This is a genomic window from Methylophaga sp. OBS4 (assembly GCF_026319305.1).
In the GTDB taxonomy this organism is placed as follows: Bacteria; Pseudomonadota; Gammaproteobacteria; order Nitrosococcales; family Methylophagaceae; genus Methylophaga.
The window spans coordinates 15,094-33,700 of sequence record NZ_JAPDMV010000017.1 but is presented as its reverse complement, the minus strand read 5'-3'; the positions used below and the strand labels follow the sequence as shown (position 1 = coordinate 33,700).

16 protein-coding genes are annotated in these 18,607 nt (G+C 48.5%); 10 read left to right on the top strand and 6 right to left on the bottom strand.

Annotation, left to right across the window (positions count from 1 at the left end; all coding sequences use genetic code 11):
• The first annotated feature begins 39 nt into the window (after positions 1 to 39).
• From pnp to OMP95_RS06875, 8 genes are all read left to right on the top strand, one after another.
• Positions 40 to 2,133, top strand: coding sequence for a polyribonucleotide nucleotidyltransferase (pnp, locus tag OMP95_RS06910; RefSeq protein WP_266327312.1), 2,094 nt, complete (start codon positions 40 to 42; stop codon positions 2,131 to 2,133).
• 67 nt (positions 2,134 to 2,200) lie between these two features.
• Positions 2,201 to 2,956 carry a molybdate ABC transporter substrate-binding protein gene (gene modA, locus OMP95_RS06905; RefSeq protein WP_266327310.1) on the top strand — a complete coding sequence of 252 codons (756 nt, stop codon included), beginning with the start codon at positions 2,201 to 2,203 and terminating at the stop codon, positions 2,954 to 2,956.
• A gap of 2 nt (positions 2,957 to 2,958) precedes the next feature.
• The gene (modB, locus tag OMP95_RS06900; RefSeq protein WP_266327308.1) at positions 2,959 to 3,630 is read left to right on the top strand and encodes a molybdate ABC transporter permease subunit; all 672 of its coding nucleotides are present in this window, start codon (positions 2,959 to 2,961) and stop codon (positions 3,628 to 3,630) included.
• A gap of 2 nt (positions 3,631 to 3,632) precedes the next feature.
• The gene (locus OMP95_RS06895) at positions 3,633 to 4,715 is read left to right on the top strand and encodes an ABC transporter ATP-binding protein (protein ID WP_266327306.1); all 1,083 of its coding nucleotides are present in this window, start codon (positions 3,633 to 3,635) and stop codon (positions 4,713 to 4,715) included.
• Positions 4,716 to 5,283: 568 nt separating this feature from the next.
• Positions 5,284 to 6,081, top strand: a complete 798-nt coding sequence (locus OMP95_RS06890) for a MotA/TolQ/ExbB proton channel family protein (protein ID WP_266327304.1) — start codon at positions 5,284 to 5,286, stop codon at positions 6,079 to 6,081.
• A complete protein-coding gene (locus OMP95_RS06885; RefSeq protein WP_266327302.1) occupies positions 6,071 to 6,463 on the top strand; it encodes an ExbD/TolR family protein in 393 nt (130 codons plus the stop codon). Before OMP95_RS06890 ends, OMP95_RS06885 begins: the two co-directional genes overlap by 11 nt.
• Complete coding sequence (locus OMP95_RS06880; RefSeq protein WP_266327300.1) at positions 6,463 to 6,891, top strand: ExbD/TolR family protein; 429 nt, start codon at positions 6,463 to 6,465, stop codon at positions 6,889 to 6,891. The genes OMP95_RS06885 and OMP95_RS06880 overlap by 1 nt, the downstream gene beginning before the upstream one ends.
• Positions 6,888 to 7,685 (top strand): energy transducer TonB, encoded by a 798-nt coding sequence (locus OMP95_RS06875; protein WP_266327298.1) that lies wholly within the window; start codon positions 6,888 to 6,890, stop codon positions 7,683 to 7,685. Before OMP95_RS06880 ends, OMP95_RS06875 begins: the two co-directional genes overlap by 4 nt.
• Before the next feature lie 190 nt (positions 7,686 to 7,875).
• Here OMP95_RS06875 and OMP95_RS06870 read toward each other — a convergent pair whose 3' ends face one another.
• The 5 genes from OMP95_RS06870 to OMP95_RS06850 all read right to left on the bottom strand — a co-directional run bounded on the left by OMP95_RS06870 (position 7,876) and on the right by OMP95_RS06850 (position 14,458).
• Positions 7,876 to 9,621 (bottom strand): GGDEF domain-containing response regulator, encoded by a 1,746-nt coding sequence (locus OMP95_RS06870; protein WP_266327296.1) that lies wholly within the window; start codon positions 9,619 to 9,621, stop codon positions 7,876 to 7,878.
• A gap of 66 nt (positions 9,622 to 9,687) precedes the next feature.
• A complete protein-coding gene (locus OMP95_RS06865; RefSeq protein ID WP_266327295.1) occupies positions 9,688 to 10,122 on the bottom strand; it encodes a response regulator in 435 nt (144 codons plus the stop codon).
• Complete coding sequence (locus OMP95_RS06860) at positions 10,094 to 12,022, bottom strand: ATP-binding protein (protein WP_266327294.1); 1,929 nt, start codon at positions 12,020 to 12,022, stop codon at positions 10,094 to 10,096. Before OMP95_RS06860 ends, OMP95_RS06865 begins: the two co-directional genes overlap by 29 nt.
• Positions 12,019 to 12,591 (bottom strand): YfiR family protein, encoded by a 573-nt coding sequence (locus OMP95_RS06855; protein ID WP_266327293.1) that lies wholly within the window; start codon positions 12,589 to 12,591, stop codon positions 12,019 to 12,021. Before OMP95_RS06855 ends, OMP95_RS06860 begins: the two co-directional genes overlap by 4 nt.
• 1 nt (position 12,592) lies before the next feature.
• Positions 12,593 to 14,458: a TonB-dependent receptor plug domain-containing protein gene (locus tag OMP95_RS06850; protein ID WP_266327292.1), complete on the bottom strand. Its 1,866-nt coding sequence runs from the start codon at positions 14,456 to 14,458 to the stop codon at positions 12,593 to 12,595.
• Positions 14,459 to 14,847: 389 nt separating this feature from the next.
• On the opposite strand from OMP95_RS06850, the gene OMP95_RS06845 reads away from it, so the two are divergent.
• The gene (locus OMP95_RS06845; RefSeq protein ID WP_266327290.1) at positions 14,848 to 15,624 is read left to right on the top strand and encodes an ATP-binding protein; all 777 of its coding nucleotides are present in this window, start codon (positions 14,848 to 14,850) and stop codon (positions 15,622 to 15,624) included.
• 7 nt (positions 15,625 to 15,631) lie between these two features.
• Here the strand turns inward: OMP95_RS06845 and OMP95_RS06840 are convergent, their stop codons facing one another.
• Positions 15,632 to 16,831 (bottom strand): multidrug effflux MFS transporter, encoded by a 1,200-nt coding sequence (locus tag OMP95_RS06840; protein ID WP_266327288.1) that lies wholly within the window; start codon positions 16,829 to 16,831, stop codon positions 15,632 to 15,634.
• A gap of 180 nt (positions 16,832 to 17,011) precedes the next feature.
• On the opposite strand from OMP95_RS06840, the gene OMP95_RS06835 reads away from it, so the two are divergent.
• Complete coding sequence (locus OMP95_RS06835) at positions 17,012 to 18,592, top strand: peptide chain release factor 3 (RefSeq protein WP_266327286.1); 1,581 nt, start codon at positions 17,012 to 17,014, stop codon at positions 18,590 to 18,592.
• Positions 18,593 to 18,607: the final 15 nt, after the last annotated feature.

Genomic DNA, 18,607 nt, shown 5'->3' with positions numbered 1-18,607 from the left:
GTCCGCAACTGAGTTAAGACAAGAGAGAAGGAAAAAAGAGTGAACTCAGTAAAAAAGACAGTTCAGTACGGTGAGCATATTTTAAGTTTAGAAACCGGAAAAATTGCGCGTCAAGCTGGCGGTGCCGTTATTGCCAGCCTTGGTGAAACTTCAGTATTGGTGAGCGTGGTCGGTAAAAAAGACGTCCAGCCTGGCCAGGATTTTTTTCCTTTAACGGTTAACTATCAAGAACGCACCTATGCAGCCGGTAAAATCCCCGGCGGCTTTTTCAAACGTGAAGGCCGTCCCAGCGAAAAAGAAACACTGACCTCTCGCTTGATTGACCGTCCTCTACGACCTTTATTCCCTAAAGGTTTTGTTAACGAAGTCCAGGTAATCGCAACCGTTGTGGCGCTGGATCCGGAAATTGATCCGGATATTCCTGCCATGATTGGTGCTTCGGCTGCTTTGGCTATCTCAGGCATGCCATTTAACGGCCCATTGGGCGGTGCACGTGTCGGTTATGTTGATGGCAGCTATGTACTCAACCCTAGCAAGGCTCAGTTGGACAAAAGTTCACTGGATCTGGTGGTTGCCGGTACTGAATCGGCGGTATTGATGGTGGAATCAGAAGCCTCCGAACTGCCGGAAGAAGTCATGCTGGGTTCGGTGATGTTCGGTCATCAGCAAATACAGACTGCGATTAACCTTGTTAAGGAATTGCAGGCGGAAGCAGGTAAACCTGCCTGGGACTGGGCGGCGCCTGAAAAAGATGAAACTTTATACAATGCTGTCAAAGACAAAGCATTTGCCGGTATTCAGGAAGCTTATGCTATCAGCGACAAGCTGGCGCGTCTGGAGCAATTGAGCGCTGTACGTAACGCCGCTGTTGAAGCGCTGGTTACGGATGAATCGGAATACACAGCGGACGATGTTAAAGGTGTGTTCTCCAAACTGGAAAAAGAACTGGTTCGCGGCAAGATTCTGGCTGGCGATCCGCGTATTGATGGTCGTGATACCAAAACGGTTCGCCCGGTGTTTGTTGAAACCACAGTATTGCCGCGTGTCCATGGCTCTGCCTTGTTCACCCGAGGTGAAACGCAGGCGATTGTTGTTGCCACTTTGGGGGCCGAGCGTGATGCGCAGATGATTGATGCGGTAGAAGGTGAATACCGTGATCGCTTCATGTTGCACTACAATTTCCCACCATTCTGCGTCGGTGAAACCGGTTTTGTCGGCTCGCCAAAACGTCGTGAGATTGGTCACGGTAAGCTGGCCAAACGCGGTATTCAAGCCGTGATGCCAACGGCGGAAGAATTTCCGTATGTGGTTCGTGTTGTTTCTGAGATCACGGAATCTAACGGTTCCAGCTCAATGGCTTCAGTTTGCGGTACCAGCCTGGCGTTGATGGATGCCGGTGTACCGATTAAAGCGCCTGTCGCCGGTATTGCGATGGGACTGATCAAAGAAGACAACGGCTATGCAGTACTGACCGACATCCTGGGTGATGAAGATCATCTGGGTGATATGGACTTCAAAGTGGCCGGTACCGAAAAAGGTGTCACTGCGTTGCAGATGGATATCAAGATCGAAGGCATCAACGAAGAAATCATGCGTACTGCCCTGGCGCAGGCCCGTGATGGACGCCTGCACATTCTGGAAAAAATGAACGCAGTGATTTCAACTCACCGTCAGGAAATGTCTGAATTTGCGCCGCGTATTATTACGGTCAAGATTCACGCGGATAAAATCCGTGACGTTATCGGTAAAGGTGGTGCGACTATTCGTGCGATTACCGAAGAAACCGGCGCGACTATCGATATTCAGGATGATGGTACGGTAATGATCTTCTCTTCTGACTTTAATGCAGGTCAGCAAGCGCTGCGACGCATTGAAGATATTACAGCTGAAGTTGAAGTCGGTAAAATCTACGAAGGCCGTGTAGCCAAGCTGATGGACTTCGGTGCCTTTGTCACTATCCTGCCGGGTAAAGATGGTCTGGTCCACATTTCGCAGATTTCTGACGAACGTGTGGAAAATGTCAGTGACAAACTGTCTGAAGGTGATGTGATCCAGGTTAAAGTACTGGAAGTTGATCGCCAGGGCCGTATTCGCCTGAGCATGAAAGCAGTGAGTGAAACCAGCGAAGACTAATTGTCTTTAATTCGCTAAACTGAAAGCCCCGGCTGGTCCGGGGCTTTTTTGTTTGGGAGATTCTTTAATGCGTTTGTCCGGCTATTGGTTGATGTTGCTGCTTTTATTTGCAGGCAATGCGCAGGCTGATCCTGTCAGAGTAGCGGCCGCTTCCGATTTGCGTTATGTGATGCCTGATCTGGTGGCTGAATTCAAAAAGCGAACAGATATTGATATTGCCGTCACTTATGCGGCTTCCGGCAATCTGGCCACACAGATTCGGCATGGTGCGCCTTATGATTTGTTCTTCTCCGCCGACCCGAAATATATCAAACTTCTGATTGAACTTGATCTGACAACCGGTCAGCCGGTTGATTATGCGCAGGGCTATCTGGCCTTGTTTGCCGGCAAGCATTCGTCTGTCAACGTGGATAAAGCTCTGAACGGGCTGGTTGAATCTGTACGTGCCGGCCAGGTGAAAAAAATTGCTATTGCCAATCCACAACATGCCCCCTATGGCCAGGCTGCAGTAAAAGTACTTGAACAAGCAGGGATCTACAAAGCCACTCAACCATTTTTATTATTGGCAGAAAATGCCTCACAGGTCACCCAGTTCAGTCTGACCCCAGATGTCGATGCAGGCTTTATTCCTTACACCCATGCGATGCAACCGAAAATTGCTGCCAGGGGCTCTTATGCCAGGCTTGATAGCAAGTTGCAGCAGCAAATGGTGATTCTCAAACAGCATGATGCCGCAGCCGGGCAGTTTGCTGCTTTTATCATGAGTGAAGCTGGCAGAGCTTTGTTTATACAACATGGCTTTGATGTCAGTACTGGAGAATAGGGGTGGATTGGCAGGCACTGCAAGTTTCCATCAAATTGGCATTATTAACCAGCATCAGTCTGATGCCGATAGGCCTAGGTATCGCTTATTGGCTGGCACGTAAACGCTTCCGGGGCAGTTATATTGTAGAAGCCCTGATCACGCTGCCACTGGTATTACCGCCTACCGTTCTGGGGTATTTTCTGCTGGTGATGATGGACAGTCAAAGTCTGTTGGGTGGTTTGTTTTCCAGTGTCACAGGACATGCCCTGGCTTTTTCCTTTGCCGGTTTATGGCTGGCTTCAATCATTTATAGTCTGCCGTTTGCCGTGCAACCTATGCTGAGATCACTGGAAAATATTGCACCGGAATTAAGAGAAGCTGCCTGGTGCAGTGGACTTTCCCACTGGCAAACTTTCTGGAAAATTGAGATGCCACTGGCCTGGCCCGGTATTCTGACAGCCTGGATTCTGAGCTTTTCTCATACGCTGGGTGAATTCGGCGTGGTATTGATGATTGGCGGCAATATAGCCGGTGAAACGCGCACCTTGTCTATCGCCATCTATGACAGTGTATTGGCGTTTGAACAGGAACAAGCCCGTTTAATGTCGCTATTGTTGCTAATAATAGCGATGCTGACGATTACGGCAGTATATGCCTTTAACCGGTATCATTCCCGGATTATGGTGCGATAAACATGCTTGAAGTGAGCATTAAACAGAGTTCGCCAGTGAGGCTGGATGCTGAATTAAGGTGTAAGCAGGGCGAGGTATTGGCTTTAGTCGGTCCTTCAGGTTCAGGTAAAACAACCGTACTTCGCAGCATTGCAGGTTTAAACACGCCGGACTCCGGTTTGATTAGCTGTGATGGGCATAGCTGGTTCGATAGCTCACGATCCCTGAACCTGTCGCCACAACAGCGACAAGTGGGAATGGTGTTTCAGAATTATGCTTTATTCCCCCATCTTACCGTTGCAGAAAACCTCCACCTTGCGCTGCAACATTCGACTAACGGGCGGGCAGTTTCCATTGAATCGCTTCTGGATAAAGTTCATTTGTTTGGGCTGGAGCAGCGATATCCTTCACAATTATCCGGTGGTCAGCAACAGCGTGTTGCGCTGGCACGCGCTCTGGCACGTAATCCGGATGTATTGTTGTTGGATGAGCCGTTTTCAGCAGTGGATAAAGTCACGCGTCGTAAGTTATACCTGGAACTGCATGGATTACGTCGGCAACTGAATATGCCCATTGTGCTGGTCACACATGACCTGGATGAAGCAGCCATGCTGGCTGACAGCATGTGTGTAATACATCAGGGCAAAACATTGCAGCAGGGTAGTCCTGATGCAGTATTACACCGACCGGAAAATATCGCTATTGCAAGACAGGTCGACGTCAGAAATCTGTTTCAGGGAGAACTCGAGCATCATGGCGGTCAGTTGAAGTTGCGCTGGCATGATTATGTGTTTGAACTCTCGCAATCCCGGTCATTATTACCGGGTAAGGTTTATTGGACAATTCCTCCCAGTAAAGTTTTGCTGCATCAACGTCTTCGTCCATCCCATGGCGAACATGAAAATCCAGTCACAGCTATTGTTTTCGAATTATTGAGTTTGAGAGGCATCTCTACTGTCGTATTGCGAGTTGATAATACTGAGGGTGAAATGCTGCAGATGGATATTCCAGAGCATGCAGCTAACAGAAACAATCTACAAATTGGAGATACGGTCAGTTTGTCACTGCTCGCTTCCGCAATACATCTCATGCCATTCTCGGCATAATCTACATACATATATTCCGATCTTTTATTCGACAACCCTGGTTTCCTGTTTTGTCTTGTTTACACACCTTAAACCAATAAAAAATGTGTTGTCAGGGCGGTTGAAAAGTCCGGATTATGTCGGGCAAGTATGTGATACTGCCTCCCGCTGTATCGAAAATATCAGCTATTCGCAATTTATTATTTTTTTGTGAGCTGTGCCATAAAGTGTTTGTAGCATATAGAGTTACATTGTCGATGCGATATCTGCGACAACTAATCTGGATTGGGCTGACAAATAGTTCTAAATTCGTGGAGCAATGCTGGCATTGACCGGTGAACTGCCGGATATAGCCACTGATACACTTGTTCCTGCTGTCGGCGGTGTTCTCTAAAGCCTTGATTTAAAGTGTGGTCAGGAAACCTTTTGGTCACTGTTTTTATAAAACTATATGGCTTATATCCGCCGCAATGGCTTCTAGGCTAAGAATCGTATTGGCCTGACGTAGATTACTCTCCAATCTATCATAATTATTTGCCAACCTAAATAATAACCATTATCATTAGTAAAAAAAGCAAGGAGTAGGTTGGTGGAGCAACAAGCGGAAACAAGCAGTCAGCAGGTACAGGGCTTGGTAGAAAATACGCCAGGTTCAGTTGACGCCATTTCATCGACTGCTGAGGTGGCCGTGCAAACTCAAATGACGGGCCCAGATCTTATTGCCGCCAAAATCCAGGATTTCATGCAAGTGGGCGGACCGGTTGTCTGGATCCTGACTGCATTTTCCGTGATTGCCCTGGCTATTATTTTGATGAAGCTGTGGCAGTTTGTTCTGACAAGACCTGAAACCGCCAAGCATTTTAATCACGTGCTGAAATATTGGCGGCAAGGTGAGTCAGAGCAAGCCATGGCTTTATTAAAACCCAAGCGTCCGATTGATGAACTGGTTGCTTTAACAATCAATGGTCTCAATAGTACACATACCGATCTGCATACCCTGAAGGAAGAACTCGACAGAGTCGCCACACTCAGACTTAATCAGTTACGTGCCTATCTGAGACCACTGGAAGTCATTGCTACTTTGAGCCCCTTGCTGGGATTGCTCGGTACCGTATTGGGAATGATTGTCGCGTTCCAGCAAATGGAAGCAGCCGGTAACCAGGTGGATCCATCGGTCTTATCAGGCGGTATCTGGCAAGCGCTTTTGACTACAGCGGTAGGTTTGGCTGTGGCGATTCCGGTTGTGATGGCGCATAACTGGATGGAACGCAAAGTAGAACGTATAGCGGCTTTGATGAACGATACGGTCACACAGATTTTTACTTCTGCACGCCAGCCACTGGCAACTGCGTCTGACGAAAATACCTCTATTCGCAATGCTGCTTAATACCGAGCAACCGGTACATCGCCGGGCCATCAGTCTGACACCGTTGATTGATGTGGTATTTATCCTGTTACTGTTTTTCATGCTGTCATCTACGTTTATGCAGTGGCGCCAGATCGATGTGTCGGCACCCAGCGAGACAGAAACCGAGGCAAAAAAACAACGTGTAATCACGCTTTTATCTGATGTGGGCGATTTTAAAATTGATGACACAACACTTTCGATTAAGAGTGAATTGGCGCTTAAACAAATTGTTCAGCAGGATCAAGAAGCCGTTTATGTGATCAAGGTAATGCCGGGATTACGGACCCAGAGCATGATCAATCTGCTGGATGCTTTCAAACAAGCCGGAGCAAACTCCGTGACGCTGGCCGGAGTGAACTGATGAAAGTCGGCCAATCCATTCAGCACAAGAAACCAAACCAGGATGATGGTCTGATCCCGCTTATCAATATCGTGTTTTTGATGTTGATCTTCTTTATGGTAGCGGGACATATCAGTCAATCCGATCCTATTAAGGTACAACCACCCAGTTCAGTAAGTGATAAACATGAACAGGAAGAAGCGGTGGTCATCATTGTGGCGACAGACGGACAAGTCAGCTTTGAACAGGATATTATTGAGTTGGCGGCATTGGGCCCTCTAGTCAATCAGCGTTTTGAGCAAGCCGAGAACAAACCGGGTTTCTCTTTGCTGGTCAAGGTCGATGCCAATCTGGCAGTTGAAAAGCTGCAAGATGTACTCAACATTATCAAGCAAACCGGCATCAAACGTGTGTCGCTGGCAACACAACGGCAAACGGAGCCATCATGATTCGCATGCGTTACTGGTTTTTGGCGCTTTCACTGGCGGTGATGGTTCACGCGCTCGGTTTTGTAATATTTGCTAATGAAAAGGAAGAAGGTGCTGAACTGCCTGGTGAGCAGGGCATAGAAATTGATTTGGGCATGATGGGGGATTTGGGTGAAACAGAAAAAACTGAGCCCGTCGTGGAACCGGAAGAAAAGATGCCGGAGCCGGAACCAGAACCGATTATAGAAGAGCCTGAACCTGCACCGGAGCCAATCAAAAAACCGGAGCCAGTGCAGCCAAAACAGCAAACCGAGACCAAGGTCAAAGCGACGCCAAAACCGCAACCTGAACCCGAATCCGAGCCGGAAAAAGAGATTGAACCGGAGCCTGAGCCAGTAAAACAGCTTGAGGTGACACAGCAAACAGTGGCCCGTGCGACTGCTGATGCCAAGCCCCGAAAAGCCCGGCAAAAGCAAACTACCGGCCAGTCCAATGCGGTCACTAACGGTGGCCAGACTGCCGCACGCCAATCTTATTTCAGTTTGCTGGCAGCAACACTGGCGAAACACAAACGCTACCCCGCCGCCTCCAGACGTCGAGGGGAAGAGGGTATCGTCAAGCTCTTTTTTGTCCTTGATCGCAATGGCAAGATCCTCGATTACAAAATTACCGAAAGCTCCGGCTCCAGACGCCTGGATGATGCGGTATTGAGTATGCTGAAAAAAGCCGAACCGCTCCCCCCCTTTCCCGCTGAGATGTCGCAACCGCAGTTGGAAGTGAACGTGCCTATCGCCTTTCAGCTCAACGTGGGATAAAAGCTGTCAGCTAGGGGTGTTGGTGTGTTGAGCCAACATCCCTTACATGGGGAATTTCTCTGATGCTTATTGCAGTTGATATTTCTAGAATAAAGCGCCGCGCCAGTTATTGAAATTGACGGCTATTTAGCTATAACCCGCTGGATCGGGCTAACAAACTGGAAGCATAAGATGCACAATGTGACTGACCTTATCTCAGCCATGGCAGTTTGCATGACAGCGGTTCCTTGTCGGACAGTAAAGCCGTGATATTGTCACTGGATGCGGGTGGGTGCAGATAATAACCCTGAACCAGGTCACAACCTTCGTTATAGAGAAGCTGCAACTGCTGTTTGGTTTCCACGCCTTCTGCAACAACAGCGATGTTGAGCCGATCCGCCATGGCGATGATAGCCCGGGTAATAGCGACATCATCACTGTCCTCGGGAATATCACGGATAAAACTTTGATCAATTTTCAACACATTGACCGGGAAGCGTTTGAGATAACTCAAGCTGGAATAGCCGGTGCCAAAGTCATCAAGCGAGATACTTATGCCGATATCACGAAATTGGGAGAGGATCCGCTTGGCGGTATCCGGATCCTGCATCAATGCTGTTTCAGTCACTTCTATTTCCAGGCTTTCGGCCGTCAGAGCGTATTTATCAAGCAATGCTTGCACATCATTAATGATGCCCAGCTGGCGGAACTGAAATGCGGAAAAGTTGATAGCTATTTTCGGCACAATATCCGTATGTAATGATGTTTGCCAGTGTTTAAGTTGTGCGCAGGCTTCATCCAACACCCATTGTCCTATCGGTAAGATCAGCCCGGACTCTTCCGCTATCGGAATAAAGGTGGCGGGAGAGATCGGACCAAAGTCCTGATGGTGCCAGCGTATTAAGGCCTCGACAGCGATAATTTTGCCAGTGGTCAGTTCGGTTTGAGGTTGATAGTGCAGAATAAAATTTTCTGCATAAACGGCCTGCTCCAGTTCTCTTTCCATATTAACGCGGTGATGTAACTGCTCACGCAAAGTGTCAGTAAAGTACTGGTAGCCTTTGCCGCCTTCCTGTTTGACTTTATGCATGGCTATGGTGGCGTTGCGCTGCACCTCATCGGCCACTTCACCATCGAAAGGAAAAATACTGACGCCGATACTGGCGTGGATATGCAGGTGATAACCTGAAATATGAATGTCTCGAGCCAAAGCGGCTTTAATTTGATGAATAGTAGCAATGACCTCCTGTTTGGTCATCAAGCCGGGTAGGATAAAAGCAAACTCATCACCGGAAAGGCGAGCGAGGGTATCATCATCTTTGGTGACTGCTTGCAGATGCTCTGCGACTTGTTTTAATACCTGGTCACCGGCACCCGGCCCAAGACTGTTATTAATGTTTCTGAACCTGTCCAGGTTCAGATGAACCACAGCGACTAAGCGTCCCATCGCTGTCGCTATTTCTATCGCCTGATTAAGCTGGTTGCGAAACTTTGTGCGGTTGACCAGTCCCGTCAGCTCATCATAATTAGCAAGAAAATGTATACGTTCTTCCGCTTGCCGCCGCCCCTTGCGCATGGCCGACTCACGCAATTCTCGGGGTATGGTTGCCGACAGCCTTTTCAGGTTGTTTTTGAGTATATAATCCTGAGCCCCGGATTTAACGGCTTCGACAGCACGCTCCTCGCCGATGGTTGCGGAAACAAAGATAAAAGGCAGATCCGGATCCTGTTCCCGAACGACCTGTAAAGCTTCGAGTCCGTTAAATGATGGCATAGTGAAATCGGAAAAGACCATTTGCCAGGAGTGGGGCGCGTGCAGGGCTTTATTTAGATCTTCTTTGTTATCAACACTGATATAGTTGGGTTCATAGCCGCTTTGCTGCAGAGCACGAACAAGTAATTGAACGTCGTCTTCAACATCTTCAATAATCAATGCTTGTAGAGGGGTTCTATCCATTGTTACCTCCCGAAAATTACCACCTTAAGTTGATAACTTTCTGAAATAGCCTGAAATAATTTGCCATCAATAAGGCAGCTCGTTTAATAACAGCCAGTACATGCCCAGTTGGCCGACCGCATCGACAAATTCATTAAAGTCGACCGGTTTACGTACATAGCTGTTGGCACCGAGGTTATAACTTTTCACCAAATCTTCTTCATGTTTGGAGGAGGTCAGAATGACTACAGGCAGTCTTTTGGTGGTCGGATTGCTTCGAATCTGCCGTAATACCTCCAGACCATCTATTTTGGGCAACTTGAGATCAAGCAACACCACGGCCGGCATCACTGCTGCATTTCTGTCGGCATACTGACCGCGGCCGAATAGGTAATTGAGTGCTTCCTCACCATCATGTGCGATGATGATTTCATTGCCCATATTACTTTTTTTGAATGCTCTGAGCGCCAGCGCCTCATCATCGGGACTGTCCTCAACCAGTAAAATAGGTTTGTTGTTCATCTGTTTCCTCCTTGCTCAAGGGCAGAGTGAAATAGAATACTGCCCCGTTATCGACTTCTGCTTCGACCCAAATGTGCCCTCCGTGACGGTGAATAATACGTTGCACAGTAGCCAAACCAACACCGGTTCCCGGAAAATCATGTGTATCATGCAAGCGTTGAAAGGCGCCGAATAAACGCCCAGCATAAGCCATATCAAAACCGGCCCCATTGTCTTTAACGTAATAACACGGCGTGTCGTTCTGATTGTCCGTGCCAAACTCTATCTTCGCTGCAGCTTTTTTACTGCTATATTTCCATGCGTTATTCAACAGGTTTTCTAAAGCAACATACAGCAACTGGACATCGCCATATGCATTAACGTCAGGTTCAATGTTTATTGATACTTGACGTTCGGGGTCACTGTCTTTGAGTTCGTTCACAATTGTTTGCACAATCTCACTCAGGTTCAGATCGCGGCAATTTATTTCAGCGCGGCTGACCCGTGACAGTTTTAACAGATCATCAATTAACACGCCCATACGCTGAGCTGCGGCCCTCACTCTGTTCAGATAACTCCGGCCGGTTTCATCCAGTGCTTTTTCATAGTCTTCGAGCAGCGCCTGACTGAAGCCGTCTATTGAGCGTAATGGTGAGCGTAAATCATGAGAAACTGAATAACTGAATGCTTCCAGTTCCTTGTTGGCATGCTCAAGTTCGGCGGTGCGCTGTTCCACGCGATGCTCTAACTCGGCATTCAGGCGCTTGATTTCCTCATTTGACTGCACCTGCTCATGAATATCATCGATAATGCCGATCCATTCCAGCGTTGTGCCATTTTCATCTACCAGCGGTACGGCATGCAGCTTGACATACCGGTAATCTTCACTGGCAGCATGCCACAATCGTAATTGGACCTCGTAAGGGCTGCCTGAGTCAGATGCGTGGTACCAGTGCGCTTTAAGACCGGGCTGATCATCTTCATGAAAGGCTTTTAACCATCCCAGCCCGGCATATTGTTCATAAAATTGCCTCGTGTAATGTTGCCACTGGGGTTGTTCCGCCAGGAAATGACCGTTTTTATCTGCCTGCCAGACAATAGAGGTGAGTGCGGTGACCAGTGTTCGGTAGCGTAACTCATTTTCTTGCAAGGTTTTCTCAGCGAGATTACGCTCTTCAATTTCCTGGTTCAAATATTGGTTTGATAGCTGCAGATCGTTGGTGCGTTGCTCTATTTCGGCCAGCATATTGTTGAAGGCCTCGACCAGATAACCGATTTCATCATTCGATATTTTTTCAGCCCGGGCACTGTAATCCTGGTGTTCGACCACGCCATGCGCCAGCTTGGTCACCGTCAGGATTGGACGGGTAATACGTGACTGAATCCAAAATGACAACAGCATCGAAATAGCCAGTGCCAGTACGGTTATGGCAAGAATAATGCTGATATCTCGCATTAAACGTTCGTAAAAAGGATACTTAGCTAATAAATAAACAGTTCCCAAAATTTCATTATCAAACAGAATGCGCTTGGGCATGCCTAACTGACTGTTTTCCAGGTCAAAAACAGTGGTTTTCGGCAGTGGCGACAGCCCATTCAGTAACTGGCCGTCAGCCATATAGTGAGCAAAAACTTTGCCGTCGGGTGTGTAGATGGCAGCCGCAATGATTCTAGGACGTAAACGTAAGAGTGATAAGGCCTGATTGGCAACTTCCCGGTCATCGAATTGTATAGCGGCTGTCGTGCTCTGACCTATCAAGCCAGCCTGTGTTCGCAGATCCTCCAGCGTACGATTACGATAATCGCGCAAGTCGTAAACAATGAGGATGGCTCCTGAAACAAACAGAGCGATTAAGGTGGTCATTAAAACGCCGAGCAATAGCTTATGGCGGATAGAGTGAAAGCCGAATAGCGATTTCATTCTTCTCCCCCCCGAATCTGGCGTGCGACTGAGAGTAATTGCGAACCGACCTGTAATTGGTGAGCCTTAATGGTTGTCAGCGAAATATCAAATCGAACCCGCTCGCCATCTATCAAAAAGTTAATACCACTGCCTATATCCAGGCCGTTCGGGATATCGGTGACCAGTAGAACCGGTTTGCTTTTAAACCTGGTGAGCCAGTCTGGATTATTACGCACAGTTGAGCGGCCAATAAACAATAAATGTAGTTTCTCTGGCACGGTCTCAGGTGTGTAGGCGTGGACAGAGAGGGCTCTGCCGCCGACATCACGGCCGCGAGTGATACGTTGTAGTTCTTGAGCAATATCATCGACACCGACTACGCCAATTTCGATGGGTTTGTTCAGGTTGTTGGCGCCGTTAAAAGCTTCATCCGGCCAGGTAACGTAATGACAGAACTTGTATAAAAAAGCGGCTTTAATCCGATGTTCCAGGCTGATGTTATTCGCGAAGGCAAAAACAGGCAGGCAAATGAGCAGAAACAGCCACAAAACAGAGAGTCTGAGTATAAATGAAGTTTTCCTAATCATTTCAGAACCTGTGCACCAGTTTTAGATAAATACTGCGCTCGACTTCACTGCGGGTAGCCAAAGCGCCAAACTCCGGATGCTGAGGATCCAACAGGTTTTTTCCAGTCACGGAAAGTTCGGTATCGGGTGTGATATGCCTGCCGAAGCGGATATCGACGGTGGTATAGGCCGGTACATCCAGCCGATCCAGCTCACCAACGTGGCGCAAGGTAATATCCAGTTCGTGTTTGGAGCTGAGCTGATGGCTTGAATGCAGTTGCCATTGATTGGAAGGGTCATTGGCTTCGGCCTGCCCCTCATTAATATCATTACTACCGGGTTTAAGCTGCATATTCTGATGCATCACCAAGGCGCCGGCTTTTAACAACCAGTTATCGGTAACTTGCAAATCGGCCCAGGCCTCCAGGCCGTAACTTTCCGCCTCCAGACCGTTATCGATTACAAAAGTGCCATTACCTGTCGGTTCCACCGTACGTAGATCGTCATAATCGTGATAAAAAGCCGTCACCGAATAGCTGAAACGTGACGAGATATTACCGCGGTAGCCGATTTCTGCCGAATTGACGGTTTCCGAATCAAAGTCAGGGCCGCCGGCCAGCAAAAATGGCGGTGAACCGGGGAAAAACAATTCACGATCCAAACGCGAGGGGGTGCGCACCGAACGGGCGAGAGAAGTCCACAGCAAATGGTCGGGGGTGATACTCCAGCCCAGCCGTATATTGGGCATAAATTCCAGATCGGTATAACTGTTATATTCAAGTCTGGTGCCCAGGGTGAGACGTAAATCAGGGGTCAGGCTGATTTCATCCTGGGCAAAAAGACTGCTCCAGCTCAGATGTTTGTCGGCGGGCAGAAAGGCGAGGGCAGCAGTATTGCTGATATTATCCCAGGCCGAGCGATAACCGGCACCCCAGATAAAATTATGCCGCTTGCCCAAGGGCAGATTATGCTGCATTTCGATATCGATGATATCCAGTGTTTCCTCAAAAGTGCCGGGCCGGTCCCGTTCAGTTCGATCATAATAGGCCTGCAGCTGCAATTGTTCGTTTGCGCCCAGGTCATGCTGCCAGCGGGTCAATAGATTAATGCCTCTGACCTCTTCGGTATCGGCCGTTAACTGGTCTGCCCGGCCATCATAAGCATCGCTCTGGATGGTTAATTGACCATTTGCCGGCATATCTAAACGAAAACCGGCCTGACTGTTATGCCAGCTATCCTCGGCATCAATGCCGGATTCACGTTCAGTTTCTTCAATATTGAAAGTCTTGCCGTAAACACGGTAATGCCCCGAGGAGGCAAAAGCGCCGCCATGCCGGAATGTCAGTCCCTGTTCCAGATTACCTGCGCCGGCAGCCAGCAAATTACCTTGTGTGTCACTGGCGGAGCGGGTGATGATATTAATAACGCCGTTGACAGCATTACTGCCCCAGATAGTGGTATTAGCACCACTGATGACTTCGATACGTTCGACATCTTCCAGCATTACATTTTGCACATCCCAGAATACGCCGGAAAACAGCGGGGTATAGGCAATACGGCCGTCAATCAATACCTGCAGTTTATTAGCCGTTGTGTTATTAAAGCCCCGGGCACTGATTGCGTATTCATTGGCATTAACTTGGGCAACTTGAAGATTGGGCGCTAACCGCAGCACTTCGGGAATGGTAGTGGCACCGTTACGGCGGATATCATCGGCAGTGATGACATAGATTGAGGCGGACGCTTCAGATAGTTTTTCAGGCTTTTTGGATACTGAAGTGATTTTGAGATTGCTCAGTTGTTCCAGACTGAGGTTAGTCAGATCAGCGGTAGCGTATTGGTCGCTATTCGCATGAATAATCAAAGGAAAAGCTGTCAATACGGCCAAAGTGATGGCACAGAAGGAACCGTGCAGCTTTTGCTGAGAAAGCTGGCGGCAATATGAAAATAACCGAGGCGGTTTATCGCTCCCTGAACATTCTCTCTGCATGTCCCGCACTCCTGTGCTATTTATTCAATCACTGAATAATTAAACATTCATCAGCAGTCCTGCGATACCTCGGCAAATGCAATCAGGCCAAGGGACGATATGTTTTTTTATCATAAACCCATGCAGATACCGACTATACCTTGTCATTGAAAAAAAACAAACGAGTTTGTCGTGTTTTACCTTAATCAAAAACGGTACTGATTCTGACGATCCCTTATGATCACACTCATAATGGCATGGTGTATCCTAGCAGCTAGTATTGACTCGCTTGCTGTTAAGGACATTTCATGCGTATCGACTGGCATCAGAGCTATGCGGCCATCTGGCGGAGCCACAGCCAAAAATTGAAACCGGTTCACCGGCTGGATCCTGTTCGTCTTGAAGATTTGCAGGGGATTGATCGGCAAAAAAAGGCGATTTTGGAAAACACCCAACATTTTATTGCGGGTAAAACCAGTAATCATGCCTTGCTCTGGGGCGCGCGCGGAACCGGCAAATCTTCACTAATAAAAGCCTTGCTTAATGAATTGGCTCCGCTGGGATTACGAGTGGTGCAGATCGATAAAGATGATCTGAGTTATCTGCCTGAGATATTGGATTCACTCGAGCTTGAAGATGAGCAGTTTCACTTTGTTATTTTCTGTGACGATCTTTCTTTTGAAGAGGGGGAGTCAAACTACAAACCATTGAAAACCTTGCTGGATGGCGGCATGGAGTTGCCGCCGGAACGTGTTCGTCTCTACGCTACTTCCAATCGCCGTCATTTATTGCCGGAGAAACAATCCGAAAATCAGCTCAGCGGTCTGGTAGACGGCGAAGTGCATTATGCCGACAGTCTTGAAGGTAAACTGGCACTGTCCGATCGTTTTGGTCTGACTTTGTCGTTTTATCCTGCTAACTGGGAAAGTTACTTTGCTATCGTCGGCGCTTTGTTTGAAGGCGTTAATGTCGACCAGCAACAGTTACATGAAGCGGCCCGAATGTATGCCATGGGGCGTGGCAGTCACAGCGGCCGAACCGCAAAACAGTTTTATCAGTATTACCACGGCTACTTAAACACTTAGAGCCTGTTTATATTGCAGACGGATGTCCGGTGCCTGATGCATGCACCAACCGCCGCATCAGTGGCGCGGCCAGCGCGCAGCCGAACATGATTAACGCCATTGGCTGAGGTGTGCCGTCACCCCACATGCCGACCAGTGAACCGCTCAACGCGCCTGTGGCAAAACCACCGGCACCAAGCAAGGCGGTAGCGGTCGCACTGTTGCTGGGGAAATACTCAACGGTGCAGGAAGTCGCATTAGCTACGATCAAACCCATGGCGCCGATAAAAACAATGATAATCGGTACAACCACAACAATGGACGGAGCAGTACTGAAGCTGACGTAAGCCAATAACAAACCACCAGCTACAAGCTGGATAGACTGACCGATGCCAAGCAGGTTTTGCGGGTGATAGTGGCGTAACAATCGGATATTGATGCGATTGGCGATAATCATGCCGATCACATTGGCGCCAAATAAGAAGGGATAGATCGTTTCATTGATGCCGAAAAATCCCATATATACAGAAGGCGAACCGGTAATAAACGCAAACATGCCGCCCAATGCAAAACATTGTGAACAGATAAAGCCCAACGCGACGCGGTGACGTAAGACCATCCAGTAACGACGAAAAGCACTGGGGCGATCTTCAGTTTTTTGTCTGGTTTCCGGTAATTTGAAAAACAAAGCGAGGCCAATCAGTAAGCCGTAAGCCAGTAGAAAATAGAAAATCAGCCGCCAGCCGCTGATATGAAGCAGCAGCATACCTATCAGCGGTGCCAGTAAAGGCGCCAGCATCATGATGACAGCCATATTGGACAGATGGCGTGCGCTGTCCTGGCCTTTACTTAAGTCGCGGATCACCGCCGCCGAGTTGACCACAGCCAAACCGCCACCAATTGCCTGAATTACACGAAACAACCAGACAGAAGACATGCTGTCACTGAAGATAATGCCCAACGTGCCCAGGCAGAATAGGCTGATGCCACTACCGGTAGCCGCACGTCGGCCGAAATGATCGGAAAAAGGTCCACCGATAATCTGGCCGAGGGCAAAACCGGCCAGGAACAGACTGAGTGATAATTCCGTCTGATGAATGCTGGCTGCAAAATATTCCGCCATATCGGGAATGGCGGGTAGGTAAGCATCGATCGCCAGGGGAGCCAATGCGGTTAGCGCTGCCAGCATGTAAATCATCGCCGGAGTGGGGTGAAAGGCTTTATTCATTGAGTCTAGGTCTTTTTTTGCAGTGCCTGATTAACAATGCCGGGTTGGACATAAAATGAGATTTAAAATTCAGTTGATTGTGTAAGCCACGCAGATCCGCGAAAATAAGCAGCTTTTGAACAAAACGCAGCGGCCTGTCGGGCCGAACATGCCATTCCAGATTGAGAAAGACACCTATATATGTCACAAAATCCAACACAGCCAGAGGTCAGCAAACGCCGGACTTTCGCTATCATATCGCATCCCGACGCGGGTAAGACCACGCTGACCGAAAAACTGCTTTATTTTGGTGGCGCCATTCAGATGGCGGGCAGTGTCAAGTCGCGCAAAACAGATCGCCATGCCACTTCCGACTGGATGGAAATGGAAAAAGAGCGGGGCATTTCAGTGACCTCCTCGGTCATGCAATTTCCCTACAAAGACCGTATTGTCAATTTGCTGGATACGCCCGGCCATGCTGATTTCTCGGAAGATACTTACCGGACATTAACTGCAGTGGACTCGGCTTTGATGGTGATTGACAGTGCCAAAGGTGTTGAAGAACGCACGATTAAACTGATGGAAGTGTGTCGGCTGCGTGATACGCCGATTCTGACATTTATCAATAAACTGGATCGTGAAGGCCGTGAGCCGATTGAGTTACTGGATGAAGTCGAAACCATCCTTAATATCCAGTGTGCACCTGTGACCTGGCCCATCGGCATGGGCAAAAGTTTCAAAGGTATTTTTCATCTCTACAATGACAGCGTGCATCTGTTTGAAGCGCACAGCAAAGAGGCGGGCGAGATCATCGAGGGACTGGATAACCCGAGACTGGATGAATTGTTCGGTAGCATGGCTGAAGAATTGCGCGAAGAAATCGAGTTGGTTCGCGGCGCCAGTCATGATTTTGACCTGGACGCGTTTCTGGCAGGTCGTCTGACGCCGGTATTTTTCGGTTCGGCGATGAACAATTTTGGTGTAACCGAGTTGATGGACTCGTTTGTCGAATATGCACCGGCGCCACAACCCCGTGAAACCAAAACCCGCGACGTGTCTGCCGATGAAGCACCGTTCAGCGGCTTTGTATTTAAGATTCAGGCTAATATGGATCCTAAACACCGTGACCGTATTGCTTTTATGCGTGTCTGCAGCGGCAAATATACCAAGGGCATGAAACTGCATCAGGTACGCATCGGTAAAGACGTCACCATTGCCAACGCGGTAACGTTTATGGCGGCAGAGCGGGAACAGGCGGAAGAGGCCTGGCCAGGTGATATTCTCGGTCTGCACAACCACGGCACGATTCAGATCGGTGATACGTTTACCCAGGGGGAAGCCATACAGTTCACCGGTATTCCTTACTTTGCGCCGGAACTATTTCGTCGGGTCAGACTGAAAGATCCGATGAAAAACAAAGCATTGCTGAAGGGCCTGCAACAATTGAGTGAAGAGGGAGCAACGCAGTTGTTTCGTCCATTGGACAGTAATGATTTGATTCTGGGTGCAGTGGGGGTATTGCAGTTTGATGTGGTGGTGCATCGCCTCAAGGGTGAATATAACGTTGAGTGCGCCTATGAGCCGGTACAGGTTTATACCGCACGCTGGGTGTACTGCGATGATGCGCGCAAACTGGAAGAGTTCAAGAAAAAAGCCTCCAGCAATCTGGCCTACGATGGTGCCGGCAACCTGACTTATATTGCGCCGACGCGGGTGAATCTGGATCTGACTATGGAACGCTGGCCGGAAATAGACTTCAGGGCTACACGCGAACATCTGTAAAACAGGCTTGCCATC